The organism is Mesorhizobium sp. P2_B11, assembly GCF_056404855.1.
In genome coordinates this window covers 465499-491754 of sequence record NZ_JBFUDF010000003.1, presented here as the reverse complement: position 1 = coordinate 491754, position 26256 = coordinate 465499, and the positions used below count along the sequence as shown (strand labels likewise).

The following is a 26256-nucleotide window of genomic DNA, read 5'->3' as shown; positions in this document are numbered from 1 at the left end:
TGCTGGATCAGGAGGAGTTCGCATCATGGCCGGTTTCACCCATCTTTTCATTCCCGGACCGACCAACATTCCCGAACAGGTCCGGCAGGCGATGAACCTGCCTATGGAGGATATGCGCGCCGCATCCTTCCCCGATCTCACGCTGCCGCTGTTCGAAGACATCAGACGCGTCTTCAAGAACGAGACCGGCCGCGTCTTCATCTACCCCTCCTCCGGCACCGGCGCCTGGGAAGCGGCGATGACCAATGTGCTCAGCCCCGGCGACCGCGTGCTGATGTCGCGCTTCGGCCAGTTCTCGCATCTGTGGGTCGACATGGCCGAACGCCTCGGCTTCGAGGTCGATGTCATTGATTGCGAATGGGGAACCGGCGTGCCGCTGGAACTCTATGCCGAGCGCTTGAAGGCCGACAAGGCGCACCGCATCAAGGCGGTCTTCTGCACCCAGAACGAGACCGCGACCGGCGTGACCAGCGACGTCGCCGGCTGCCGTGCCGCGCTCGACGACGCCAACCACCCTGCTCTGCTCTTTGTCGACGGTGTGTCGTCGATCGGCTCGATCGACTTCCGCCAGGAGGAATGGGGCGTCGACTGCGCCGTCAGCGGCTCGCAGAAGGGTTTCATGCTGCCCGCCGGCCTCGGCTTCCTCTCGGTCAGCCAGAAGGCGCTGGCAGCTTCGAAGACTGCCACGCACCGGCGCTGCTTCTTCTCGTTCGAAGACATGATCCGCGTCAACGACACCGGCTACTTCCCTTATACGCCGGCTACACAGTTGCTGCGCGGCCTGCGCGCCTCGCTCGACCTGATCGCCGAGGAAGGGCTGGAGAACATCTTCGCCCGCCACCACCGCCTCGCCGAAGGCGTGCGCAAGGCGGTCGACGCCTGGGGCCTGAAACTCTGCGCCAAGGCGCCGAAATGGCACTCCGATACGGTCAGCGCCATTCTGGTGCCGGAAGGCATCGACAGCGCCAATGTCGTCAAGCGTGCAGCCGGGGCCTACCAGACGTCTCTTGGCGGCGGCCTGAATAAGGTGGCCGGCAAGGTCTTCCGCATTGGCCATCTCGGCTGGCTGAACGAGGTGATGGTGCTGGCATCGCTCTCGGCGGCTGAACTCACGCTGCTCGACTGCGGCGTGCGGCTGGCGCCCGGCTCCGGCGTCGGCGCCGCCATCCAGCATTTCCGCGCCTCGGCCGCCGTGCCGGTCGCCGAAGCCGCCTGAGGGAGCCGACCATGAGCCACACCATCAACCATCTGAAGAAGCTGCGGCTGCAGCGCTCGGAACTCGCCGTTCCCGGCTCCAGCCCGGAGATGATCGACAAGGCGGCCAACAGTGCGGCCGACTTCATTTTCCTCGACATCGAGGATGCCGTCGCGCCGCCCGACAAGGAGCGCGCCCGCAAGAACATCATCCAGGCGCTCAACGACATTGACTGGCGCGCCAAGGGCAAGACCGTCTCGGTGCGCATCAACGGGCTCGATACCCACTACATGTACCGCGACGTGGTCGACGTCATGGAGCAGGCCGGCGACCGGCTGGACACCATTCTGGTGCCGAAGGTCGGCGTGCCGGCGGACCTCTATATGGTCGAGGCCATGGTCAACCAGATCGAGATGGCCAAGGGTTTTAAAACCCGCGTCGGCCTCGAAGCACTGATCGAGACCGCGCTCGGCATGGCCAATGTCGAGGCGATTGCCGCGACCCCCGGCCGGTTGGAAGCCATGCATTTCGGCGTTGCCGATTACGCCGCGAGCTGCAAGGCGCGTACCGTCAACATTGGCGGGCTGAACCCCGACTATCCCGGCGACCAGTGGCATTTCGCGCTGTCGCGCATGACCGTCGCCTGCCGCGCCTACGGCCTGCGCGCCATTGACGGGCCGTTCGGCGATTTCTCCGATCCGGAAGGCTACATCGCCGGCGCTAGGCGCGCGGCGGCCCTGGGCATCGAAGGCAAATGGGCAATCCACCCCTCGCAGATAGCCCTCGCCAACGACGTCTTCTCGCCACCGGAAAAGGAAGTGACCCGCGCCAGGCGCATCCTCGAAGTGCTGAAGGAGGCGGAGGCGCAAGGCAAGGGCGCTGCGGCGCTGGACGGCAAGATGATCGACGCCGCGTCGGAGCGCATGGCGCGCAATGTTCTGGTGGTCAACGAGGCCATCGAACGCGCCCGCCAGCCACACGCGGTCGCTCAATAAAAATACCGGGAGGACAAAATGGACATCCACGAATATCAGGCCAAGGAACTGCTCGCCCGCCACGGCGTGCATGTGCCGCGCGGTGGGCTGGCCTACAGCCCCGAACAAGCCACCTACAGGGCACGTGAAATCGGCGGCAGCAAATGGGTTTTGAAGGCGCAGGTGCATTCCGGCGCCCGCGGCAAGGCCGGCGGCATAAAACTCTGCGCCAATGACGAGGAAATCTCCAACGCCGCCGAGGCGATGCTCGGCCGCAAGCTGGTGACCCAGCAGACCGGTCCTCGCGGCAAGCTGATCTCGCGCCTCTATCTCGAGGAAGCCGTCGACATCGCGCAGGAGCTCTATGTCGGTTTCGTCCTCGACCGCAAGGAAGAGCGCGTCATGATCGTCGCCTCGGCCGCCGGCGGCATGGAGATCGAGGACATCGTCGAAAAGGCGCCCAATTCCATCCTGCGCACATCGGTCGATCCCGGTGTCGGCATGCAGCGTTTCCAGGCGCGCGAGATCGCCTTCGGGCTTGGCCTCGACCACAATCTGATCGGCAAGGCCACCGAGACCATCTTCAGCTGCTACCAGGTGTTCCGCGACTACGACGCCTCGATGCTGGAGATCAATCCGCTGGTGGTGACCCGCGACGGCAATCTGATCGCGCTCGACGCCAAAATGTCGTTCGACGAGAACGCGCTGTTCCGCCGCCCGGAAATCTCCGAGCTGCGCGACAAAAGCCAGGAAGACCCGCGCGAGACCTTCGCCAGCGACCGCGGCCTCTCCTATGTCGGGCTGGAAGGCAATATCGGCTGCATCATCAACGGTGCCGGTCTGGCCATGGCGACCATGGACATGATCAAGATCGCCGGCGGCGAACCCGCGAACTTCCTCGACATCGGCGGCGGCGCCTCGCCCGAGCGGGTGGCGAAATCCTTCCGCGCCGTGCTCGGCGACAAGAATGTCGAGACCATCCTGGTCAACATCTTCGCCGGCATCAACCGCTGCGACTGGGTCGCCGAAGGTGTCATCAAGGCGATCCGCGAGGTCGGCGTCAACGTGCCGCTGGTGGTGCGGCTGTCCGGCACAAAAGCCGAGGAAGGCCGCCGCATCCTGGCCGATTCCGGCGAGGCGGTGATCGTTGCCGACACGCTGGCCGAAGCCGCCGAAAAAGCCGTCGCCGCCTGGCGCGCGGCCGCCAAAAAGAAAAAAGCAGCCTAGAGCCGGATAGTTTCAGGTCGAAACGACCTGAAATCTGAATCCGTCTCTAAATCAAACAGATAGAGCATGATGTCGTCCGAAAACCGCTTCACACTTTTCGGCATCATGCTCTAGGGAGGTCGATAAAATGGCAATTCTGCTCAACCGCAGCACCCGCGTCATCGTTCAAGGTTTCACCGGCAAGATCGGCAGCTTTCATGCCGACGACATGAAGCGCTACGGCACCAAGCTGGTCGGCGGTGTCACCCCCGGCAAAGGCGGCCAGAAGCATCTCGGCCTGCCTGTCTTCAACACGGTCAAGGGCGCGGTGCGCGAAACCCGCGCCGAGGCCAGCATCGTCTTCGTGCCGCCGCCCTTTGCCGCCGATTCGATCATGGAAGCGGCCGACGCCGGCATAAAGCTTTGCGTCTGCATCACCGACGGCATCCCTTCGCAGGACATGATGCAGGTCAAGCGCTACATGATGCGTTACCGCTTCGAGGACCGCATGCGGCTGATCGGCCCGAACTGCGCCGGCGTCATCACGCCCGGACAGGCGCTGATGGGCATCATGCCCGGCTCGATCTACCTCCCCGGCCGCGTCGGCATTGTCGGCCGCTCGGGCACGCTCGGTTACGAGGCGGCGTCACAGATGAAGGCGCTCGGCATCGGTGTGTCGACCAGCGTCGGCATCGGCGGCGATCCGATCAACGGTTCGTCGTTCAAGGACATGCTGAAACTGTTCGAACAGGATGACGACACCGACGCGGTTGTGATGATCGGCGAGATCGGCGGACCGCAGGAGGCCGAAGCCGCGATCTGGGCGCGCGACAATATGAGGAAGCCCCTCATCGCCTACATCGCCGGCCTGTCTGCTCCGAAAGGCCGCCGCATGGGCCATGCAGGCGCCATCATCTCAGCCTTCGGCGAGTCGGCGCAGGAGAAGGTCGAGATCCTGAAGGAAGCCGGCGTCACCATCGTGCCGACGCCGTCCTCGTTCGGCGAGGTGGTGGCCGACACGCTGTCGCGGATGAAGAAGGCGGCGTGATTTCCGCCGGGCGAAGCCCGCATAGCGCAATGTGCAGTTGACGGCTGGCGCCAGGGATCGCCAGCCCCGCGATCGGCAGGATGTCAGATGAAACCGCGTTTGATCGTTACCCGCAAATGGCCGGCCCCTGTCGAAGCGATCCTCGCCGAACGCTTCGACACGACGTTCAACACCAGCGATACGCCATTGAGCCCGGCCGCAATGACGTCCGCCTTCGCCGACTACGACGCGATCCTGGCGACGGTCAGCGACCGCTTGCCTGACGCGGTGTTTCCAAACGCCTCTGCCCGCACCCGGATCATCGCCAATTTCGGCGTCGGCTTCAGCCATATCGATGTCGCCGCCGCCCGCGACCGCGACATCGTGGTGACCAACACGCCAGGCGTGCTCACCGATTGCACCGCCGACCTGGCGCTCAGCCTGATACTCGCTGTGGCGCGCCGGACCGGCGAAGGCGAGCGCCAGCTGCGGGCCGGAGAATGGCGCGGCTGGTCGCCGACGCACATGGCCGGCGCGAAAGTGTCGGGCAAGACGCTTGGCATTGTCGGCATGGGCCGCATCGGCAAGGCAACGGCCAGGCGCGCGCATTTCGGCTTTGGTATGAAGATCGTCTTCTTCAATCGCTCTGCCGTCGACGATGAGGAGACGCGCGCCATGGGCGCGGTGCAGATGCAGACCATGGAAGGGCTGCTCACGGCATCCGACTTCGTCTCGCTGCACTGTCCGGGCGGCGCGGAAAACCGTCATCTGATCGATGCCCGTAGCCTGCGCCTGATGAAACCCGGCGCCTTCCTGATCAACACGGCGCGCGGCGATGTCGTCGACCAGGATGCCCTGATCGGCGCGCTGGAAAGGCGCGAGATCGCCGGCGCCGGCCTCGATGTCTTCGACGGCGAGCCGGCCGTTCCGGAAGCGCTCAAGCGGTTGGAAAACGTGGTGCTCTTGCCGCATCTCGGCAGCGCGACCGAGGAAACGCGTGTGGCGATGGGCATGAAGGTGGTGGAGAACCTGACCGCCTTCTTCGAGGGTCGCCCGGTCCCCAACCGTGTTGCTTGAAAGCCGGGCGCAGCCCGGGAGGAAAGCGTTTTGGAACAGAGCAAACCCATAAGATTTCGCGAGGACGAGCGCAGCCTGCTGTTGCGCCTGTTGCTCAAGGTCGCCAGCGCGCGTGAGCCCGAGATCGCCGCCGTTCTAAGCGGGCGCAGGTCGCTTGTCTCGCTTGCCTCGGAACAGCGCATCCCGGCATTGCAGGCAAGCGGCGTTTGGTTCCAGTTGCTGGCGATCGCCGATGAGCTGCTGGCCATGCGCACGCGCCGCGAGCTCGAACAGGGCGCGAGCGCCGATGACGTGCCGGGCTCCTTCGCCAGCGTGATCTCGCAAATGGCGGCGAACGGACGCACGGCGCATGAAGTCCAGGCCGCGCTCGATGACCTCAGCGTCGGCCCGACCATGACCGCGCACCCGACCGAGGCCAAGCGCGTCACGGTTCTGGAGATCCACCGCCGTATCTATCGCAAGCTGACCGAGCTCGACCAGCCGCGCTGGGCGCCGCGAGAACGCGAACTGCTGGTCGCCGATCTCGAAAGCGAGATCGAGCTTTTGTGGATGACGGGCGAGCTCAGGCTGGAGCGCCCGACCGTCGAACGCGAAATCGCCTGGGGCCTGCATTTCTTCCGCGAAGTGATTTTCGAGGCGACGCCGCAGCTCTACGGCAAGCTGCAGGACGCCTTTCAGCGTCACTATCCCGGCGAGCGGGTGAAAATTCCTGCCTTCATGCGCTATGCCTCCTGGATCGGCGGCGATCGCGACGGCAATCCGAACGTCACCGCCGCCATGACCGCCCATGCCCTGGCCGAATACCGCAACACCGCCATTGGCTGGTATTTGACGCAAATGCAGCGGCTGGTGACGGTGCTAAGCGCCAGTTCGAATGTCGTCGACCTGCCGGCCAGCTTCACCCCGGCTCTGCAAAAGGCACTCGACAAAAGCGGACAGGCGAACGACATCGCCGCGCGCAACCCCGAAGAGCCGCTTCGCCAGTTCGCTTCGGCCGTGTTGGCCCGGCTTGTCGCCACACGCGACGGTGAAGCCACCGCCTACCCCTCGGCGGAAGCGTTTGGTGCTGACCTCCACGGGCTGGCCTCTGTGCTCGAAGCAATCGGCGGGCGCGCGGTCGCCCGGCGTTTCGTCCAGCCGCTGCTGTGGCAGGTCGCGAGCTTCGGCTTCCGCACGGTCTCGCTCGACATCAGGCAGAACTCCACTGTCGTCAATCGCGTACTGGCCGAGCTTTTTGCGCTGACCGACCCGGTCACGCCAGGCACGCCGCAATGGTCGGCGCGCATCCGCGCGGCCCTTGGCCAAAGCGAGCGGCTGGAGATCGACGCCGACCGGCTGTCGCCCGAGGCAAGGGAACTGCTTGCGACATTCTCTGTCATCGCGAACCAGATCGCCGGCGCCGATAGCGATGCGGTGGGCTGTTTCATCCTCAGCATGACGCGCTCGGCTGACGATCTGCTCGCGGTCTATCTCCTGGCGCACTATTGCGGTCTTTCGACCGCGCCCGGCAGCGACGGCACGATCAGGCTGCGGATCGTGCCCTTGTTCGAGACCATCGCCGACCTGCAGGCCGCGCCTGCCATCATGAGCGGGTTGCTCGACATTGCCCTGGTGCGGCGCACGGTGCGGGATTTCGGCGCGCGCCAGGAAATTATGCTCGGCTATTCGGATTCAAACAAGGATGGCGGTTTTCTCGCCTCCAACTGGGAACTGGCCAAGGCGCAAAAACGCCTCGCCGCTATCGGCCGCAAGCACAAGGTCAGGATCAGCTTCTTTCACGGCCGTGGCGGCTCCGTCAGCCGTGGCGGCGCGCCGACCGGCCGGGCGATCGCCGCACAACCGGCAGGCACCGTCACTGGGTCCATGCGGGTGACGGAACAGGGCGAGGTCGTGTCGTCGAAATTCGCCAATCGCGGCACCGGCCTCAACCAGCTCGAAATCCTCGCCGCCGCCGTTCTGGCTCACAGCGCCGGATCGCCCGGCGACGCCGAAACCAGGCAGGCACCCGAATTCGACGAAGCGCTGGAGGCGCTGGCCGGCATGTCGCAGGCCTCCTATGCCGGGCTGATGGCGGAGCCGGGCTTCCTCGATTATTTCAACCAGGCGAGCCCGGTGGCGGAACTCGGCCTCCTGAAAATGGGCTCGCGGCCGGAGCGCCGTTTCGGCGCCAACGGCATTGCCGACCTGCGCGCCATCCCCTGGGTGTTCGCCTGGAGCCAGAACCGTCATCTGCTGACCGGCTGGTATGGCATAGGCAGCGCGCTGAGTTCCTTCGTCACGGTGCGCGGCGATGCCGGGCGAGACCTGCTGGCGCGCATGTTCGAACACTCGCGCTTCTTCCGCCTGATCGTCGACGAGGCGGAAAAGACGCTCTACCAGTCCGACATGGAGATCGCACGTCTCTATGCCGGCCTGGTGACCGACAGCGACGCGTCGCAGCGGATCTACACCCGCATCCGCGCCGAGTACGAGCTAACCCGACGCCTGATCCGCGACCTCACCGGAGGCGACCTTTCGGTGCGCTTTCCGATGTTCAAGCGGCGTTTCGACAGCCTGCGGCGTCAGATGGACGACATTCACCGCCTGCAGGTCGATCTGCTGCGTGAAGTGCGATCAGGCGCGACGGATCAGAAGCGATCGACCGACGCCCTGCTCGTCTCGATCAATTGCATCTCGTCCGGTTTGGGGTGGACGGGATAAGGCCCGGCTTTTGCGGAGCAAAGCCACGTCATCGTCCCAGGCCCTGATTGCCTACATCGCCAAAGGCCAGTGCATGGGGCGTACGAAGCAGGCGGTGTGATCGGCTTATCCTGACGCTTTTGGATAGCTTGTAAAATTTAACGCAACGGCGCGACCTTTATAACCGGTGACCGCTAAGCTTTTGAAGAGAAAGTTTTAGCGGCCTCTACAGTCAAGCGCCTTTGCTCCTCCGAGCTTTGTCCACGATAAAAGACGCGCGCTCGTACAGTTCGGTGAAGGTTACAATTTCGATGTTCCGGGTGTCTCGCCGGAACAGCTCAAAGGTCCTCAGCTTTAGTTGGCGTTCACGATGATTGTTCGCCTCAAATGCTGCATCTTGACCGATGATCAAGAGCGCCTTCGGATCCGCAGTCAACTGCTCGATGGGTTTACCTTCGCGTGTCACCGAGGGCATGGCGCTGCGCACCTGCCAACTGACCTTCTGCTCTAGGATTTGGGAGACTGCATCATAGAGGTCGGTGGAGAGTTTCCATACGCTCCACCTATTCCGTCTTGCACCGAACAGATTTGTGTCTGGCAGTTTCAGCTCCACCAACACAGTGAAGTGTTTCGTGCCTGCGCAATTGTGTGGATGGACAATTATGCCAAAATTCGAGTAAAATCACAATCTTCCAAGCTGCGGGGAGATTGGCATGGATCTTCAAGAGCTTCTTAAGGCGTTGCCAGCTGCGGCAACTAACCCATATGCACTACTATCTTACCTTGGTTTTGTCATCGCTTCTGTTATCGTCGCGTTGCGCTTGAGACGCTATCAGTCTCTTTTATTACATCTTAAAAGTTTACCCCTCGCTGACCGCTTGTCCGCCCTGAAGATCGAGACTCAAGGCGTTGAACTGAGCACTGGAATAACACCAGAACAATGGGTGCGATCAAAACTATATCAATACTTTTTTCTAGCTTTCCTCGCGGCTTGCGGTGTGGTATTGGTTCTAATAGTTCTGCTTCTAAATCAAACAAGATTAAATAGAGCAGACCTTGACGTTTCTCTACAACCTTCAGCAAGTTACGATACGTCAAGGGCCGCAGGCAACCGACTCAAATTCCCATCTTACGATTTTGTGATGTCCTTTACGGGTTTCATAGGCGACCCAGACTTTTCAGATCTTGTTGTTAGATACAAAGAGACGAAAGTTCCTGCGCTTTCGATAACGCCGGATATGCCATATCTCACAGCAGTCAATAACGGTGGCGAACTGATCGGTTTCCGGTACTGGAACTCCCCCTTTGTTTGGGATTACCCACGCCTTTCTTTCAAGGTCGTAAATAATACATCTGATACTATATTTCTAAATCAGATAAATGTAACTGTTAAAGAGAGTAAAATTAACAACAATCCTATACCGATTTTTTTTGAAAATTTTTATGATGTCGGCTCAATTAGCATAGTAAATGAAGGATTTGGGCAAATTATAAATCCAAAGATTGACTTCAATATTTTAGATGAAAAACAAGCAGAAACCCTTCAAACCTACGATAAATTCGCATTCGATCGAAGTTTTTCTGGTCACTTTGATACACTAAGCATCCCAATGGCAGACTTGATTCCCGACACTCTCCTGAAGCAGTTGACAGTCCCCGTTGTCGCCGTAGTCGGACGAATAAGTTACTCCACAGAAACTGGTGAAAGTCGAACAAACACCTTCAGGACACGGGTCTCTCTCGCAATGCCACCGCCTGGCGCCCCCGCCCCTCCAAGTGCGGAGTATGATCTTTATCTAGAGGCTGGGAAAGAAAAATACACGATCACAACTGCGATTTCACAAGCGATAAAACCGGGGGACTATGACAACTTTGTGCTGAAGGTGGCCTCCGACAAATATTCCAGCTTCACATTGGATATAGACGTTAAATCAATCACCGGCATTTCATTTATCAAAGATAACGTGCGGCTAAGTATTTTTGTTCCAAGCTCTGCATCCGATTCGGTCGTTAGAACCGTTGCGACAAAGGAGAGATCTAAGACTCAATGGGGAGGTATATTTATTGAAGTCAATAAGGAACTAAGTCAGTATCAAAAAGCCGTCTCCGCTATGAAAAACAGTGGCATCCCAATCGATGGTGATTTTGGGAACGAAGGTGACCTGCCGAAAGCATTCGTGCTTAGTTTTGGGCCGAAGGTGCCTCCAAAGAGTGTTCAAACATTAGTTAAATTACTGACTCCACTGGGCTTGAAAGCACTGGACGTTGGAGAGAAGGACTTTCATGACACCGCTGTATATGTCGGTTCGTATAAGATGACTGGCATGTTGCTCACACCGGAGGCACTTGGTAAACTTGACGAATTGCAGGATCGCCCATCTGAATTCGTGGCGTATGTCGAGAAAAATCGAACGCCATTGTAAGCGCCACGGACTTTATGTTGAACGTTGATGACCGAGCCCATCAAAGCTTTGGTGCGGTCGAGAAGACTCGAACTTCCACGGGCTGCCCCACAGCGACCTCAACGCTGCGCGCCTACCGTTCCACCGCAGCGCCGCCCTCTTTCGGCGAGGTGGTGGCCGATACGCTGTCTCGGATGAGGAAGGCCGCGTGAACAGCGGCCCCCCTCGAATTTGACCGCGCCTCAGGCGCGCCCCGGATCTCAGGCAGCCTTGTCGGTCGCCAGTTTCGCGACCTTGATACGGGTGACGCTGCGGCGGCCGTCGACGCTGACGGGAACGTCGCCGTCGACCGTGGCGCGGCGCACCACCCGATGCTGATCGCCATAGTCGTTGACGGCATAGTGCTGCGTCGCCCGGTTGTCCCAGATCGCCACATCGCCGGCTTTCCAGCGCCAGCGAATGGTGTTCTCCGGCGCGGTGACATAGGACTGGAACACCTCGTAGAGCCGCGCTGAATCGCTTTTGGAAAGACCGATCAGCCTCTGCACGAAATTGCCGAGCAAAAGCGTGCGTTCGCCTGTTTCGGGATGGACGCGGACAACGGGATGCTCGGTCTCGTAGACCGTTGAGGTGAAAACCTCCTCAAAATGCTTCTTTTCGGCAGCGCTCGCACGCGGCCGGACCGCGGCGTAGTCGTAGACATTGCTGTGAACCGCCCAGAGATTGTCCGCCAGCAGCTTCAACGGCTCGGGCAGGTCCTGGTAGGCGGCCGCGGTGTTCGACCAGATGGTGTCGCCGCCGGCCGGCGGTATGACGACGCCGCGAAGGACCGAGAATTTCGGATAGGCGTCAACGAAGGTGACATCGGTATGCCACTGATCGGCGCGACCGCCGCCACGGCTCGAATCGAGCTCGAGAATGGACGCCGTTCCCTTGACGGGACCTTGGGTCGGATGCGGAACAAGGTCGCCCAGACGATGCGCGAAGCGCTCCTGCTCGACATCGTCGAGATGCGCCTGGTCGCGGAAGAAGACAACCTTGTGCCGCAACAGGATCTGGTTGATCGCCGCCACTGTCTGCTGCGGCAGGTCGCCGGAAAGCCGGATGTTCCTGATTTCCGCGCCGACACGTCCGGTCAGCGGGACGATATCGGTTTCCGGGATGGTCTGCTCTACGGGGGTAAGTTTGGGCATGGGAGCCTCCTTTGGAACCACGGGCTGCCGGCACTGCGCCGCCGGTACCGGCCGCACATCGATCGGCGGAACTGACTTGCTTGGTAACGAAAGCGCTGATCGCAATTTTGCCGAGGAGGCGAAGGCCGCCAGGACTTAGCAAGCAGTACCGAGATCATATTCAAACCGTAATTCTACAAATTCCATAGAAAAGGTGTTTCAAAGTTCGGCGGCTCGAGGAAAAATGACTTCTGCTCAAGCTCGTTCTCGAAGCTGCGGGCGGTTGTCGCATCCCCTTCGAGATTGGAGATAGCGGGTGAAGTGCATGACTGATACTGATCGCTTTCACGCAAAGGCGGCCCCGCAGATGACAGACTCCGAAAAGGCTGACGCTGTCGAGCAACTGCTCGATACGCCTGACCTTGCCACCGCATTGGAAAGCGAACAGTTCAAGAAGTTCCTCGACCAGATGCCGATCGCGATTGCCGTATCGGAATTGATCGCAAAGGAGCGTGTCGTCTACGCCAATCCCGAATTCGAGAAGCTCTCGGACCTCAAGGCAGCGAAGCTTGCGCGGGAAAACTGGGCTGCCCTCTCCGGCAGGGGCCTTCATCAGCAGAAGGACAGGGCGCTCGCCGAGGCTATTGTTGAAGACACCGATTTCGTCGGCACATTTCGTCTTGAGCGCGGCGAGGACAAGCCGGCAATTGTCGACGTTTATTCCAACGTCATCGAGGACGATAACGGCAAGCTCTGCTTCCGGTTGGTGGCGCTTGTCGATGTCACCGCACACGGCGAGACCGAGGACGCGCGGCCCGTGGAGGAGCAAATCCGGGAGAAGGACACCCTGTTGCGCGAACTGCAGCACCGGGTGAAAAACAATCTGCAGATGATCACCGCTTTGATCCGCCTGGAAACCCGCAACGCGACCGAACCGGACCAGAAGCGCTTCGAAAGGCTCGCCGGCCGGGTAGACGCATTGGCAATCCTCTACCAGACATTGTCGGCTGACGAGCAGAAGGATGAGGTGGATCTCGGCGTATATCTCAGCCAAATCGCGTCCGCCGTCATGGCGTCGCATGCAGTCGAAGGTATCCGCCTCGACCTCAAAGTGGATACGTATCCGGTATCCATCAACGTCGCCATGCCGACGGGGTTGGTCGTCAATGAGTTGCTGACCAATTCCCTCAAGCATGCCTTCATCGGGCGCGAGGGCGGCACGATTACGCTGCATAGCGTCGTCAGCGGCGACGGCTGCCGGGTGACTGTCGCGGATGATGGGATCGGTCTGCCGAAGGGCGAGACCTGGCCCAAGCCCGGCAAGCTCGGCGCGCTGATCGCGCGGTCGCTGACTGAAAATGCCAAGGCGCAATTTGACGTCAAGTCAAATGCCAGCGAGGGGACCAAGGTCACCATCGTGTTCAAGCGATCAGCGGCAACGGACTGACTGGCGCAACGCATTCCGCGCAGACCGAGGCTTAGCGCCATCGGGGGGCCGTCCTCACGGGGTGCGCAAGAGCGCCCGGGCGTCTGCTCGGCTTCACGATACAGCAGGACGTCGAGACCTGATCTGGGTTCGGGCTCTGGATTTAGGCGATCCCGATCACGACGGATCGAGAGTTGGTGCGGTCGAGAAGACTCGAACTTCCACGGGTTGCCCCACAGCGACCTCAACGCTGCGCGTCTACCAATTCCGCCACGACCGCCCGTGGTAGGAGCCGGAACGAACCGGCTCGCGGCGTGTAGCAAATCGTTTCCGGCGAAACAAGGGCGCGGTGCGCAATAATCGCGGGGAATTGGCATAACGGTCGGGAAGGCCGAAATGCATGGCGAACTGGACGTTTCGGCTGGATACCGCCATATGAAGGGCAAATGCATTCCGGCCCAGGCCTGAGGCGGTTTTGGAAGCCGGCGTGCATTGGAGTGTGATCCCGAAAAGTGGGAACCGGTTTTCACGGACAAACGGGAACCGTTTTGTCCAGAGATCACGCTCCAACAAACAGACGGATCAAGATGACGATTCAACGAAACGTCATCTTGATCCAGCGAAAAACGAAAAGCCATGACCGAACGCAGCCAGATTGCCACGTCGTTCCTGCCCTTGCCCGGCTCAGCGCCGGTCGAATGGCGCATCGAGCCCGGCCTCACAGGCTATGCCGATGCGCTGGCCCTGATGGAAGCACGCGCCGACGCGATCCGCACGGGTGCCGCCGCTGAGCTGGTCTGGCTGGTTGAGCACCCGCCGCTTTACACCGCCGGCACCAGCGCCCGCGTCGAGGACCTGATCGACCCTGACCGTTTTCCGGTCTTTGCCGCCGGACGCGGCGGCGAATACACCTATCATGGACCGGGTCAGCGCGTTGCCTATGTGATGCTTGACCTGAAACGCCGGCGCGAGGATGTGCGCGCCTTCGTCGCCGCGCTGGAACAATGGATCATCGGCACGCTCGCCGCCTTCAACGTGCGCGGCGAACGCCGCGAGGACCGCGTCGGCGTCTGGGTGGTGCGGCCCGATCGCCCTGCCCTGCCCGACGGTTCGCCAGCCGAGGACAAGATCGCGGCCATCGGCATCCGGCTGCGGCGCTGGGTGAGCTTTCACGGCATCGCCGTCAATGTCGAACCGGATCTCGGCCACTTCAGCGGCATCGTCCCGTGCGGCGTGCCGGACCACGGCGTCACCAGCCTTGTCGATCTCGGCCTGCCGGTGACCATGGCCGATTTCGACCTGGCGCTGAAATCCGCCTTCGAGGATGTTTTTGGGGCGGCCAAGGCTATTTCTGCCGAACCGGCGCGCAAGGCCGGCTGACCTTTGATCCGACTTAGGATGCGTTGAGATTCAGGTCAGGCCGAGTCGAAAATGGTGGCTTCCGAGAACCGGAGCGGAGCGTACTTTTGGGTACGTGAGCACCGGAAGTGCAGGAAGCCACTATTTGCAGACCGGCCTCACCTGAATATCGACGCATCCTAGAGCAGTTTCGCCGAGGCCCATAGCAGCCCGTAACCGTGGATGGCGAACACCGCCAGCAGCGCGCCGGCCATGGCGAAACGGTCGAAGGTGCGGATCGGCTTCAACTCGTGGCGCGGTTTTACTCCGCTGCCCATGGTCAGCAGGCTGAGGATGGCAAAGACGGCGCCCGCCACCAGCAGAAAGCTTTGGGAAAAGCCGGCCAGCCAGCCGATCGCCAGCAAGGCCGAGAGCAGGGAGAAGGAAGCCAGCGCCAGCGCGATCGGCCCCGGGCAGATCTGGCGCAGCACCTGGCCGCCGTCGAACTTCCACACCGGCACCAGATTGGCGATGTTGAACAAAGCTGCAAAGCCGGCAAGCGTCGCCAGAAGGGCTGCGGCCAGCCGATGCCCCTCGCTGGACGCGAAGCCGCTGGTGACGATCAGCAACGGCACCAGGAACGCGGAAAAGCCAGCGCCCATCAGCGCCACGAAAGCGACCTCGAAGCGGCTGTCATAGGGCCGCCCGCCAATGGCGATGCCGCCGAGCAGCGGGATGAAGATCATCCGCGCCTTGCGATGCCCGGTCAGCCGGAAGGCCGCCATATGGCCGAGCTCATGCAGGGCGACGACGGAGGTCAGGATCGCGGCCAGCGCGAAACCACCGAGATTGAGCCCGAAGAACGGCCACAGGATGAAGGCCGACAGAATGGCGAAGCCGACCTGGCTCAGCGGATGCTCGAACCAGCCGCCTTTTCGATACTCTCCGGTCTTCGCCCAGACCTGCAGCTTGCCAAGCTCGCGGCGCATGGCGAAGTAGCGGAAGACCAGGAAGGCGATGCCGCGATAGCGGTCGGTCTGGCTGAGCGTCACCCGCGTGCCCTCGCCTTCCGGGATAAGTTCGGTGGTCTCGTAAAAGTCCTTCCAGAACGAAGTGTCGAGCGCGGTATCCTCGATCACGCGCATCGAAAAACGACTGCCTTCGACGACGTCTTCGAAGCGCGACCTGCGCTCGATCGGCTGGCCGTCGCGGCCTTCCCAGGACAGCATGATCCGGGCCGTGCCTTGCCCGTCCAGCGGCTCTGCCGAGAGTATCTCGCCGGACCAGCCGGCATCGCTGCCGAGCGGCCACAGCGCCTGCCAGAGGCGCTGCCGGTCCATGGCAACCACGCGGCTGAGCTTCACCGTGCGCAAACCGAGCGGCGCGGTCATCAAAAGGAAAATCAGTCCGAGATTGCCGGCCACGAGAAGGGCCGTGATGATCGGTGACACCTAGGTGTTTGCTCCCTGTCTTGGAAGCGTACCCTAGCGTCATGGCGGCAAGAAAGGCTTAACGGCATAACGCCCTCCTGCCCGCCCTAAAACACTGCGGCGAACCGCAGACTGATCACATGGCGCCGATCCAGACCGCCATGGAAATGAGAAACGCACTCATACACACCAACGAAACGACGTCCTGAACAAGATCGCTCATAACTCTCTCCTGTTGTTGCTATGTTCATAATTTGTTCTAATTTTGTTCGAATGTCAACGATCGGAAAGCGGCATGCCGACGAATCCTGACAGCCGGTTTGGGCAGGGTTAAGGAAAGGTTGATGAGGTGACGGACGGCGCTGCGCGAGAAAATCGCATGCCTTTGCGATTGGCCAGACGCCCATCGCTTCGTCATCCTAGGGCGGAGCAAGGAGCGCAGCGACGCGCGCAGACCCTAGGATCCATGCCGCGTTTTAGAGGCGATGCCGCAGTGCAGAATTATCACTCCGGCAGAGGCGCTTGTCCTCGACCGCTGCATCCGTATCGAACGTAACGGCATGGATCCTAGGGTCTGCGCTCCGCTTCGCGGAGCTTCGCCCTAGGATGACGAAATGAGAGGCTAAAGCGGGACGACCTTACCCTCGTGCAACGTCACCCGCCGGTCCATGCGCGAGGCGAGCTCGTGATTGTGGGTGGCGATCAGCGCGGCAAGGCCGGACTGCCTGACCAGCGCGCCGAGCGCCTCAAACACGTAGGACGCGGTGACGGGATCGAGATTGCCGGTCGGCTCGTCGGCGAGCAGCAGCAAGGGCGCATTGGCGACCGCACGGGCAATGGCGACGCGCTGCTGTTCACCACCCGACAGTTCGGACGGCCGGTGCGACGCGCGCTTGCCGATCTGCATATAGTCGAGCAGCTGCGCCGCCCGCTCCGACGCTTCCTTGCGCGACAGCCCCTTGATCAGCTGCGGCATCATGATGTTTTCGAGCGCCGAAAACTCCGGCAGCAAATGATGGAACTGATAGACGAAGCCGACATCGTTGCGGCGGATCGCGGTGCGTTCGTCGTCGGACAGCCGTCCGCAGGCGCGGCCGGCCAAGATGACGTCGCCGGCGTCGGGACGCTCGAGCAAGCCCGCGGTGTGCAAGAGCGTCGACTTGCCGGTGCCGGACGGCGCAACCAGCGCCACCATCTCGCCGCGCTTCAGCGAAAAATCGGCGCCGTTCAGAATGGTGAGCTTGCGCGGCCCCTGGACATAGTGCCGCTCGACGCTCTTCAGCTCGATAATGATCTCGGACTTCATTCGTATCTCAAGGCCTCGACCGGATCGAGACGGGCGGCCCGCCATGCCGGAAACACCGTCGCCAGGAAGGACAGGCCGAGCGCCATCAGGATGACGTAGGTCGTCTCGCGCGGGTCCATCTTTGCCGGCAGCTGGCTGAGGAAATAGAGCTCCGGATTGAACAGCACCTTGCCGGTCATCCAGGAGAAGAACTGGCGGATGGATTCGATGTTGGTGCAGATGAGTACGCCCAGCAGCACGCCGGCGAGCGTGCCGGTGACGCCGATCGCAGCCCCCGTCATCAGGAAGATGCGCAGGATGGCGCCGCGCGAGGCGCCCATCGTGCGCAGGATGGCGATGTCGTGGCCCTTGTCCTTCACCAGCATGATCAGGCCGGAAATGATATTGAGCGCCGCCACCAGCACGATCAGCGTCAGGATCATGAACATGACGTTGCGCTCGACCTGCAGCGCGGAGAAAAACGTCTCGTTGCGCTGGCGCCAGTCGACCATGTCGATCGGCCGTTGTGCGGCCGCATCGACCAGCGGTTTCAGCGCGTCGACATTGTCGGGATTGTCGACATAGATCTCGATCGTCTGCGCCCTGCCGTCCATGTTGAAATAGAGCTGCGCTTCGGAAAACGGCATGTAGACGATGGAGCTGTCATACTCCGACATGCCGACTTCGAAGATCGCCGCCACCTTGTAGCCCTTCAGCCGCGGCGTCGTGCCCATCGGCGTCACATCGCCATCGGGCGAGATCAGCGTGATGGTGTCGCCAAGCACGAGGCCGAGATTTTCGGCCATGCGCTTGCCGATGGCGACGCCCTCGCCGGAATCGAAGCCGTCAAGCGTGCCTTGTTTGACGTTTTGGGCGACAATGGCGATCTTGCCGAGGTCTTCGGCGCGTATGCCGCGCACCAGCGCACCCATGCCGCCGCCGACATTGCCTTGCGCCAGCACCTGGCCGTCGATCAGCGGAATGGCGTATTTGACGCCGGCCACGCCGTTGATGCGGGCGGCGACCTGCGCATAGTCCTCAAGCGGCGAATCCAGCGGCTGCACGATCAGGTGGCCGTTGACGCCGAGGATGCGGGTCAGAAGCTCAGCGCGGAACCCGTTCATTACCGCCATGACGACGATGAGTGTGGCGACGCCCAGCATAATGCCGAGGAAGGAGATCGAGGCGATGACCGAGATCACCGTCTCCTTGCGGCGCGAGCGCAAATAGCGCCAGGCGACCATGCGCTCGAACATGGAAAACGGGCCAGCGACCGGAGACTTGGCGACCGGCGACTTGGCGACCGAAGGCTTCGCTGCCGTGGCTTCGCTCATGCGGTTGCACCGAAGCGTTTCTTGGCCTCCGCGACCGGCAGCGTCTCGCGCTCGCCGGTCCGGCGGTTCTTGATCTCGATCTCGCCGGCGGCGACGCCGCGCGGCCCGACGATCACTTGCCAGGGCAGGCCGATCAGGTCGGCGGTGGCGAACTTGCCGCCCGGCCGCTGGTCGGTGTCGTCGTAAAGCACATCCTTGCCGGCGCCGGTGAAGGCAGCATAGAGCTCGTTGCAGACGTGGTCGCAGTCGGCGTCGCCCACCTTCATGTTGATCAGGCCGATGTCGAACGGTGTCACCGCTTCCGGCCAGATAATGCCGTTGTCGTCATGGCTGGCCTCGATGATCGCCGCCACCAGGCGCGACGGACCGATGCCGTAGGAGCCGCCGGAGACGAAATGATCCTTGCCGTCGGGCCCGGTCACCTTGGCGCCCATGGGCTTCGAATATTTGTCGCCGAAATGGAAGATGTGGCCGACCTCGATGCCCCGCGCCGAGACCCGGTCGGCTTCGCCGAGCTTGTCCCAGGCCGCCTCGTCATGCATCTCGTCGGTGGCGGCGTAAGGCGTCGTCCACGTCTTGACGATGTCGGCGATCTCGCCGTCCTTGGCAAAGTCGGTGTTTTCGCCGGGCACCTGGAGCGACAGATACGCGCGATCGCAATAGACCTGGCTCTCGCCAGTGTCGGCCAGGATGATGAATTCGTGGCTGAGGTCGCCGCCGATCGGCCCGGTGTCGGCCCGCATCGGAATGGCCTGCAGCCCCATGCGCGTAAAGGTCCTGAGATAGGAGACGAACATCCTGTTATAGGCCGCCTTGGCGCCCTCGAAATCGAGGTCGAAGGAGTACGCATCCTTCATCAGGAATTCGCGTGAGCGCATGACGCCGAAGCGCGGCCGCACCTCGTCGCGGAATTTCCACTGGATGTGGTAGAGATTGAGCGGCAAATCCTTGTAGGACTTGACGTAGGCGCGCACGATCTCGGTGACCACTTCCTCATTGGTCGGGCCGTAGAGCATATCGCGGTCCTGCCGGTCCTTGATGCGCAGCATCTCCTTGCCGTAGTCGTCATAGCGGCCGCTTTCGCGCCACAGATCGGCCGACTGGATGGTCGGCATCAGGATTTCCAGCGCGCCGGCGCGGTTCTGTTCCTCGCGGATGATGCGGCAGACCTTGTCCAGCACCAGCTTGCCCAGCGGCAGCCAGGAAAAGCTGCCCTGCCCCTGCTGGCGGATCATGCCGGCACGCAGCATCAGCCGGTGCGAGACGATCTCGGCCTCGCGCGGATTTTCTTTCAGGATGGGCAGGAAAAACTGCGACAAACGCATGGACAGGTCCGTGAGAGAGGAGGCTGCACCGGAATCGGCGCGGCTGGCTTGCTTGCCCCGGCTTCATAGCTATTTCGTGACGGAATGGAAACCCGACCCGCCTTATCGGCCCGAAATCGCAAAAATCGATTCTTCTTCCAAAGATCTTGGAACCGAAAGCGGTAAAGCTTGGGCGCAAAGTGCCGGGCATGGCTGCAAAGTGCTGACACACGCTTTGCGCGTCTGAGCGACACGGCACACCTGGCCAGATTATTGCGGCAACCCCGCTGTTGTTCGTTTCGCAAGCAAAGCCTGCTGTACTATTGTGCAGTGCAGCACAGGATTGCCCGTTTGCGGGCAAAATTCTGCGTGACAATTTCATCAGGGTTAGGCTAGTGTGCCCCGATAACCGAGAGGGTAGAGAAAAATCTGCTCTCCTACGCGGTCAAAGTCTTGGGAGGATGCGATCTAGGCGCGGTTACCCGCTGCCGCCGGAAACCGGAAAACAGATCGGAACGCGTTTAAATTGCAAGGCCTTGTGCCTTGCATTTTTTTTGCCCAATCATCTGGTTAGATCAACCTGTTCCCAAATCACATGAGCTTGCACCGGCCTGATGCCGGGTCGTGATTCTACTGCGGCTGGGCCTTGCCTGGGCGCGAATTGCGCATCGCTGGTTGCTGCGACAAAACCTGAGTTTTGTGCTCCGAAAACAGGCACAAACACCTTGCCCGATCTATCCGCGGAAAAGGTTTAGTTAGCCGGTGCCTGGCTGGCTTCGGGGATGATGTGCGGGACTTCGTCGAGGCTGTAACCCAGCCCGTGCGTCAGCCCGTAGAAAATGCCCATGACGACCGCCGTGACGATGGTGGTGCGGATCACGGCGCGCAGCATATGCGGCCCGCGCGGGGCGCTGGCAACCGTGCCGAGCGTCACGTCGTGATCGTCATCCTGCGTGTGCACGGAAAACGGCAGCACGATGAAAAGCATCAGCCACCAGGTGATGAAGAACAGCGCGGCAAACGAAATCCAGCTCATGCCTGCTCCAGTTCGACCAGCGTGCCGAAGAAATCCTTGGGATGCAGGAAGAGCACCGGCTTGCCGTGGGCGCCGGTTTTGGGATTGCCGTCGCCCAGCACACGCGCGCCGCTCGCCTTGAGATGATCGCGCGCGGCAAGAATATCGTCGACCTCATAGCAGACGTGATGCATGCCGCCCGAGGGGTTCTTCTCCAGGAAGGCCGCGATCGGCGAGCCCTCGCCCAGCGGCTCCAACAGTTCGATCTTGGTGTTGCCGACATCGACGAACACCACTGTCACGCCATGCTCCGGCAGCGCCTGTGGCGCGGTGACCTTCGCGCCAAGCGTATCGCGATAGGCGGTGATTGCCGCGGCCAGATCCGGCACGGCAAGCGCGACATGGTTCAGGCGTCCCAGCATGAAACCTCCAGCTTCTATGCTGGCGTCTTACGGCAAATCGGCCGACATCAATAGCCTTTGCCGAGGCGCGCAAGGTCGCACTTCGGTGAACCGCCGGCCTGTTCCAATCGATGTCGGCGAAGTACAAACGGCAATGTCCGATGCCCGCTCCCGCGTTTTCAGCTTCGATCTTGGCTCGTTCAGGGTTGCCGCCCTGCTCGACGCCGTGGATGCCAGAGACAATCTCGCGGCTGCCTTCGCCCCCGGGCAGTCGCCGGGCGCGGTGCGGGAACTCGCCATGTCGAACTTCATCGACCCCAACCGGTACGAGCATTGCTTCATCCCGACGCTGGTCGACACCGGTGCCGAAAAGATCCTGTTCGACACGGGATTCGGCGACGAGGACAGTTCGCTGCTGCAATGTTTGCAGAACCTTGGGATCGAACCCGCCGACATCGATTTGGTGGTCATCACGCATGGCCACCCCGACCATATTGGCGGCCTCGTCCGCAACGGCGAAGCCGTCTTCAGCCGGGCGCGCTACGTCTTCGGTGCGGCAGAATTCGTCTTCTGGACCGAGGCCGATACGGTGCGCGAAGCCAGGCTGAGCAACCGCGATCTGTTCCTGCGTGTCTGCGCCGGCCTTGCCGGCCGCTCAACATTCGTAGCGCCCGGAGACGAGGTCGTGCCAGGCATCACCGCCATCGACGCTGCCGGCCATTCTCCGGGATTGCTGGCGTTCCACATCGAAAGCGACGGACAGCAATTGCTCGTCTGGTCGGACGCTTTCCTGCACTCTGTCGTGTCGATCCAGCGGCCTGAGTGGCATGCCGACCTCGACGACGAGAAGGAGCAGGCCGTCGAGACCCGCAAGCGCCTGCTGAACATGGCCGCCGACCACCGGCTGCTGGTCGCCGGCTATCACATGCCGTTCCCAGGCCTCGGGCACGTCGAGCGGGTGGACGGAACGTTTCGCTGGCGCCCCGCCACCATCTGAAGTCTGGCGATTGGCTTCGCCCTAGCGGGTGACGAACACCGTCACCAGCGGCTTCTTGCCCCAGGCTTCATTGGCCGCACCCCGCACGGCGCGCCGCACCGCTTCCTGCACCAGATCGAGGTCCTTGCGGCGCTGGCGCGGGATCGAGTCCACCGCGCCGACCGCCGCGTCGAGCATCAGATCTTCCATGTTCTCGCCACGGGCATCGGCTTCGGCGACGCCGATGGCGACCAGGTCGGGATCGCCGGCCAGCTCGTACTTGTCGTCGAGCACGACATTGACCGCGACATGGCCGGCAAAGGAGAGTTTGCGCCGGTCGCGTATGCCCATCGCCTGGTCGGTGCCGATCAGCCTGCCGTCCTTGTAGATGCGGCCGAACGGCACCTGGTCGATGATTGTGGCCGGACCGGGCGCCAGCCGCAGCATGTCGCCGTCGCGCACCTGCGCCACCTGGCCGATGCCGGAGGTCGACATCAGCGACCCCTGCGCCACTAGGTGGGCTGCCTCGCCATGCACGGGAACGCCGATCTGCGGGCGCACCCACTCATACATCCTGCGCAGTTCGCTGCGGCGCGGATGGCCGGAGACATGCACCAGCGCGTCGCCATCCTCGATGATCTTGATGCCGAGATCGATGAGGCGGTTCTTGATCTCAAGGATCGCCTTCTCGTTGCCGGGAATGGTGCGCGAGGAAAACACCACCGTGTCACCTGCCGTCAGCGACACCGACTTCATCTCGTCGCGCGACAGTTTCGCCAGCGCCGCCAGCGGCTCGCCCTGGCTGCCGGTGCAGATGATGACCAGGTTCTCGCGCGGGATGAAGCCGAAATCCTCTTCGGCGATGAACTCGGGCAGGCCGTCCATGTAGCCGAGTTCACCGGCGACATCGATGACCCGCTTCAGCGAGCGTCCCAGCACCAGACACTGGCGGCCGGCATCGCGCGCCGCCCTGGCGATCGAGACGATACGACCGACATTGGAAGAGAAGGTGGTGACGGCGACGCGACCGACGGCGCTCTGGATGACGCCCCTCAGGCCCTCGCCAACCGCCACTTCCGACGGCGATTCGCCTTCCCTGAGCGCATTCGTTGAATCGCAGACCAGCGCCAGCACGCCCTTGTCGCCATAGGCGCGGAAACGCGCCTCGTCGGTTTTCGGGCCGATCGTCGGCTCCGGATCGATCTTCCAGTCGCCGGTATGAATGACGGTGCCGACCGGCGAGGTGATCGCCAGCGACATCGGCTCGGGAATCGAGTGCGCCACCGGAATGGCCTCGATCTCGAACGGCCCGACGGTGAATTTTTCGCCCGCCCGGTAGATCGTCACCGGAATTTTCGGCGCGCCCTGTTCGCCCTGGCGCTTGGCGTCCAGCAGGCCGGCGCTGAACGGCGTCATCCACACCGGCGCCTTCAGCTTCGGCCAGGTGTCGAGCAGCGCACCGTAGTGGTCTTCATGCGCATGGGTGATGATGATGCCGCGCAGATTGGCGAGGTTTTCCTCGATGAAGCGCGTATCGGGCAGGATCAGGTCGACGCCCGGATGCGCCGCGTCGGGAAAGGTGACGCCGACATCGACGACGATCCATTCGCGCGCACTGGGCGGCCCATAGCCGTAAAGGGCGAAGTTCATGCCGATCTCGCCGACGCCGCCGAGCGGCACGAAGACGAGTTCGGCGTTTTGCGCTTTCGCCATCAATCTTCCCTTCCCGGCCCTCGGGCCAGCCCCTAAACCTTTGCCGACGCGACCGCGCCGAAATGCACGTCGCCAGCAGCTACCGTCACAACCGACCCCTCATCATCGCGGATCACGAAACGGCAGTCCGCGTCAATGGTCTCGAAGGTACCGCGCACCACATTCCCGTCAATCCTGACAGCAACCTCGCCGCCGAGCCCTGCCGCCCGCGCCAGCCAGCGCCGCCGGATGGCGTCGAGCCCGCGCCCTTCATCCCACAGCCGGGCATTATCGCTCCACGCATCCGACAGCGCCAGAAACAGCGTTTCGGCATCGCATGCAGCACCTAGCGCCTGCAGCGATGTCGCCGGATACGGCATATCGGTGGGATGCGCCACCACATTGACGCCGATGCCGACCGCCACCGCGAAGCGACCGCCGTCGAGAATGGCCGATTCCAGGAGGATGCCGGCGAGCTTGGCGCCGGAGGCCAGCACGTCATTCGGCCATTTCAGCTCGAAACGGTTGTTGCCATGGCTGGCGCCATCGAGGCCGACCGAGATCCGGCCTTTCGGCACCACGGCATCGAGCGCATCGGCCAGCGACAGGCCGGCAACGAAGCCGAGCGTCGCGGCAAGGCGAAGTTCACCGCCGGTGATGACGAGCAAAGTCGCGGCCAAATTGCCTTCGGGCGATACCCAGGCACGGCCCCGCCGGCCTCGCCCGCTTTCCTGCTTTTTGGAAACGACCCACAATTTGCCGGGGTCGCCTGCCTTGGCATGGTCCAGCGCCACCGTGTTGGTGGAGCCGATACTGTCATGGGCCTCGAGCCGGAACCCTTCCGTCTCAGAGGTTGGAGCCAGCCGAAATGCCATCCCGCTCAGAAAAATGTCTTGGCGGCGGCTTCGGCGTAGGTCGCGATCGGACCGCCGATCAGCACGTAGAACAGCACGAAGGCGCCGGAGACGCCGAGCACGAGGCGCAGTTCGCTGGCCATCGGCACGAAGCCGCCAGCCGGTTCATCGAACCACATAATCTTGATGATGCGCAGATAGTAATAGGCGCCCACCACCGAGGCCAGCACGCCGATGATCGCCAGCGCGTAGAGGTTGGCGTTGATGGCGGCGAGGAAGACGTACCACTTCCCCCAGAAGCCGGCGAGCGGCGGGATGCCGGCCAGCGAGAACATCAGGATGGTCAGGATCGTCGCCATGATCGGGTTGGTCGACGACAGACCGGCGAGATCGCTGATCTGCTCGACATTGCCTTCCTTGCGCCGCATGGCGAGGATGAAGGCGAAGGTGCCGAGCGTCATCACCAGATAGATCAGCATGTAGATGGCGACGCCGCGCACGCCAGCCTGGTTGTTGGCGGCAAGGCCGACCAGCGCATAGCCCATATGGCCGATCGAGGAGTACGCCATCAGCCGCTTGATGTTGGTCTGGCCTATTGCCGCAAAGGCGCCGAGCGCCATCGAGGCGATCGAGATGAAGACGATGATCTGCTGCCAGTCGGAAGCGATCGGCTTGAAGGCGCCCATGGTGACGCGCACGATCAGCGCCATCGCCGCCATCTTGGGGGCTGCCGCCAGGAAGGCGGTCACCGGTGTCGGTGCGCCCTCGTAAACGTCAGGCGTCCACATATGGAACGGCACCGCCGAGATCTTGAAGGCAAGGCCGGCCAGCACGAAGACCAGGCCGACCACGAGGCCAAGCTGCCGCTCGCCGCTGCCAAGAGCCGAAGCGATTTCCTGGAAGCCGACATTGCCGGTATAGCCGTAGACCAGGCTGATGCCGTAGAGCAGCATGCCCGACGACAGCGCGCCCAGCACAAAATACTTCAGGCCGGCTTCGGTCGAACGCAGATTGTCGCGGTTGATCGCCGCCAGCACGTAGATCGCCAGCGACTGCAGTTCGAGGCCGAGATAGAGCCCGATCATGCCGTTGGCCGAGATCATCAGCATCATGCCGAGCGTGCAGAGCAGGATCAGCACCGGGTATTCGAACTTGTCGAAATGCTCTTGCTTGGCAAAGCGCATCGACATCACCAGCGTCACCGCCGAACCGATCAGCGACAGCACCTTCATGAAGCGGGAGAACGGATCCTGGATGAAGGCATTGCCGTACGCTGCGCCCTGCCCGGAGGAGGAGATCAGCCATAGGCCGGCGATCACCAGCACGGCGACGGCAAGGCCGGTCACCAGGTTGACGGTGTTGGCGCGCGAATAGGCGCCGACCATCAACAGCGCCAGCGCGCCGATAGCGAGGATCAGCTCCGGCGTCGAGAGCGAAAGGCTGGAATAAAGGTCCGGCGTCATGATTCG

The 26256-nt window shown here is 62.0% G+C and carries 21 protein-coding genes and 1 tRNA gene; 10 read left to right on the top strand and 12 right to left on the bottom strand.

What is annotated here, in order from left to right:
- The first annotated feature begins 25 nt into the window (after nucleotides 1-25).
- The 6 genes from AC1DYJ_RS10925 (at nucleotide 26) to AC1DYJ_RS10900 (ending at nucleotide 8179) form a co-directional block, all read left to right on the top strand.
- Entirely contained in the window at nucleotides 26-1216 is a 1191-nt protein-coding gene (locus AC1DYJ_RS10925; RefSeq protein ID WP_477280666.1) for an aminotransferase class V-fold PLP-dependent enzyme, read from the top strand.
- 11 nt (nucleotides 1217-1227) lie between these two features.
- Nucleotides 1228-2190, top strand: coding sequence for an HpcH/HpaI aldolase/citrate lyase family protein (locus tag AC1DYJ_RS10920; RefSeq protein ID WP_352560152.1), 963 nt, complete (start codon nucleotides 1228-1230; stop codon nucleotides 2188-2190).
- 18 nt (nucleotides 2191-2208) lie between these two features.
- Entirely contained in the window at nucleotides 2209-3396 is a 1188-nt protein-coding gene (locus AC1DYJ_RS10915) for a malate--CoA ligase subunit beta (protein ID WP_477280664.1), read from the top strand.
- Nucleotides 3397-3523: 127 nt separating this feature from the next.
- Nucleotides 3524-4423, top strand: a complete 900-nt coding sequence (gene sucD, locus AC1DYJ_RS10910) for a succinate--CoA ligase subunit alpha (protein WP_477280662.1) — start codon at nucleotides 3524-3526, stop codon at nucleotides 4421-4423.
- Nucleotides 4424-4510: 87 nt separating this feature from the next.
- On the top strand, nucleotides 4511-5479 hold the full coding sequence (locus AC1DYJ_RS10905; protein WP_477280660.1) for a 2-hydroxyacid dehydrogenase: 969 nt from the start codon (nucleotides 4511-4513) through the stop codon (nucleotides 5477-5479).
- Nucleotides 5480-5509: 30 nt separating this feature from the next.
- Nucleotides 5510-8179 (top strand): phosphoenolpyruvate carboxylase, encoded by a 2670-nt coding sequence (locus AC1DYJ_RS10900; RefSeq protein ID WP_477280658.1) that lies wholly within the window; start codon nucleotides 5510-5512, stop codon nucleotides 8177-8179.
- A gap of 211 nt (nucleotides 8180-8390) precedes the next feature.
- Here AC1DYJ_RS10900 and AC1DYJ_RS10895 read toward each other — a convergent pair whose 3' ends face one another.
- Nucleotides 8391-8777, bottom strand: a complete 387-nt coding sequence (locus AC1DYJ_RS10895; RefSeq protein ID WP_477280656.1) for a Shedu anti-phage system protein SduA domain-containing protein — start codon at nucleotides 8775-8777, stop codon at nucleotides 8391-8393.
- Nucleotides 8778-8871: 94 nt separating this feature from the next.
- On the opposite strand from AC1DYJ_RS10895, the gene AC1DYJ_RS10890 reads away from it, so the two are divergent.
- Nucleotides 8872-10581, top strand: coding sequence for a hypothetical protein (locus AC1DYJ_RS10890; RefSeq protein WP_477280655.1), 1710 nt, complete (start codon nucleotides 8872-8874; stop codon nucleotides 10579-10581).
- A 239-nt stretch (nucleotides 10582-10820) separates the two neighbouring features.
- Here the strand turns inward: AC1DYJ_RS10890 and AC1DYJ_RS10885 are convergent, their stop codons facing one another.
- A complete protein-coding gene (locus AC1DYJ_RS10885) occupies nucleotides 10821-11753 on the bottom strand; it encodes a TauD/TfdA dioxygenase family protein (protein WP_477280653.1) in 933 nt (310 codons plus the stop codon).
- Nucleotides 11754-12099: 346 nt separating this feature from the next.
- Here AC1DYJ_RS10885 and AC1DYJ_RS10880 point away from each other — a divergent pair, with 346 nt between their 5' ends.
- A complete protein-coding gene (locus AC1DYJ_RS10880) occupies nucleotides 12100-13179 on the top strand; it encodes a sensor histidine kinase (RefSeq protein WP_477280651.1) in 1080 nt (359 codons plus the stop codon).
- Nucleotides 13180-13353: 174 nt separating this feature from the next.
- Here AC1DYJ_RS10880 and AC1DYJ_RS10875 read toward each other — a convergent pair.
- Nucleotides 13354-13438, bottom strand: a tRNA-Leu gene (locus AC1DYJ_RS10875).
- A 356-nt stretch (nucleotides 13439-13794) separates the two neighbouring features.
- Between AC1DYJ_RS10875 and lipB the strand changes: the two genes are divergently transcribed.
- Entirely contained in the window at nucleotides 13795-14538 is a 744-nt protein-coding gene (gene lipB, locus AC1DYJ_RS10870; RefSeq protein ID WP_477280649.1) for a lipoyl(octanoyl) transferase LipB, read from the top strand.
- A gap of 158 nt (nucleotides 14539-14696) precedes the next feature.
- On the opposite strand, the gene AC1DYJ_RS10865 is transcribed toward lipB, so the two are convergent.
- The 6 genes from AC1DYJ_RS10865 to mce form a co-directional block, all read right to left on the bottom strand.
- Nucleotides 14697-15947, bottom strand: coding sequence for a site-2 protease family protein (locus tag AC1DYJ_RS10865; protein ID WP_477280647.1), 1251 nt, complete (start codon nucleotides 15945-15947; stop codon nucleotides 14697-14699).
- A 601-nt stretch (nucleotides 15948-16548) separates the two neighbouring features.
- Nucleotides 16549-17232 carry an ABC transporter ATP-binding protein gene (locus AC1DYJ_RS10860; protein ID WP_112565145.1) on the bottom strand — a complete coding sequence of 228 codons (684 nt, stop codon included), beginning with the start codon at nucleotides 17230-17232 and terminating at the stop codon, nucleotides 16549-16551.
- Nucleotides 17229-18545 carry a lipoprotein-releasing ABC transporter permease subunit gene (locus AC1DYJ_RS10855; RefSeq protein ID WP_477280645.1) on the bottom strand — a complete coding sequence of 439 codons (1317 nt, stop codon included), beginning with the start codon at nucleotides 18543-18545 and terminating at the stop codon, nucleotides 17229-17231. The genes AC1DYJ_RS10860 and AC1DYJ_RS10855 overlap by 4 nt, the downstream gene beginning before the upstream one ends.
- Nucleotides 18542-19870: a proline--tRNA ligase gene (gene proS, locus AC1DYJ_RS10850; RefSeq protein ID WP_477280643.1), complete on the bottom strand. Its 1329-nt coding sequence runs from the start codon at nucleotides 19868-19870 to the stop codon at nucleotides 18542-18544. The genes AC1DYJ_RS10855 and proS overlap by 4 nt, the downstream gene beginning before the upstream one ends.
- Nucleotides 19871-20600: 730 nt before the next feature.
- Entirely contained in the window at nucleotides 20601-20885 is a 285-nt protein-coding gene (locus tag AC1DYJ_RS10845) for a DUF1467 family protein (protein ID WP_454577556.1), read from the bottom strand.
- A complete protein-coding gene (mce, locus tag AC1DYJ_RS10840) occupies nucleotides 20882-21286 on the bottom strand; it encodes a methylmalonyl-CoA epimerase (RefSeq protein ID WP_477280641.1) in 405 nt (134 codons plus the stop codon). Before mce ends, AC1DYJ_RS10845 begins: the two co-directional genes overlap by 4 nt.
- 133 nt (nucleotides 21287-21419) lie before the next feature.
- Between mce and AC1DYJ_RS10835 the strand changes: the two genes are divergently transcribed.
- On the top strand, nucleotides 21420-22262 hold the full coding sequence (locus tag AC1DYJ_RS10835; RefSeq protein WP_477280639.1) for an MBL fold metallo-hydrolase: 843 nt from the start codon (nucleotides 21420-21422) through the stop codon (nucleotides 22260-22262).
- A gap of 21 nt (nucleotides 22263-22283) precedes the next feature.
- On the opposite strand, the gene AC1DYJ_RS10830 is transcribed toward AC1DYJ_RS10835, so the two are convergent.
- The 3 genes from AC1DYJ_RS10830 to nuoN are packed head-to-tail and all read right to left on the bottom strand — an operon-like array spanning nucleotide 22284 to nucleotide 26250.
- Entirely contained in the window at nucleotides 22284-23954 is a 1671-nt protein-coding gene (locus AC1DYJ_RS10830; protein WP_477280637.1) for a ribonuclease J, read from the bottom strand.
- A gap of 32 nt (nucleotides 23955-23986) precedes the next feature.
- On the bottom strand, nucleotides 23987-24808 hold the full coding sequence (locus AC1DYJ_RS10825; RefSeq protein ID WP_477280635.1) for a biotin--[acetyl-CoA-carboxylase] ligase: 822 nt from the start codon (nucleotides 24806-24808) through the stop codon (nucleotides 23987-23989).
- A 5-nt stretch (nucleotides 24809-24813) separates the two neighbouring features.
- Nucleotides 24814-26250, bottom strand: coding sequence for an NADH-quinone oxidoreductase subunit NuoN (nuoN, locus tag AC1DYJ_RS10820; protein WP_477280634.1), 1437 nt, complete (start codon nucleotides 26248-26250; stop codon nucleotides 24814-24816).
- Between the last annotated feature and the right edge of the window lie 6 nt (nucleotides 26251-26256).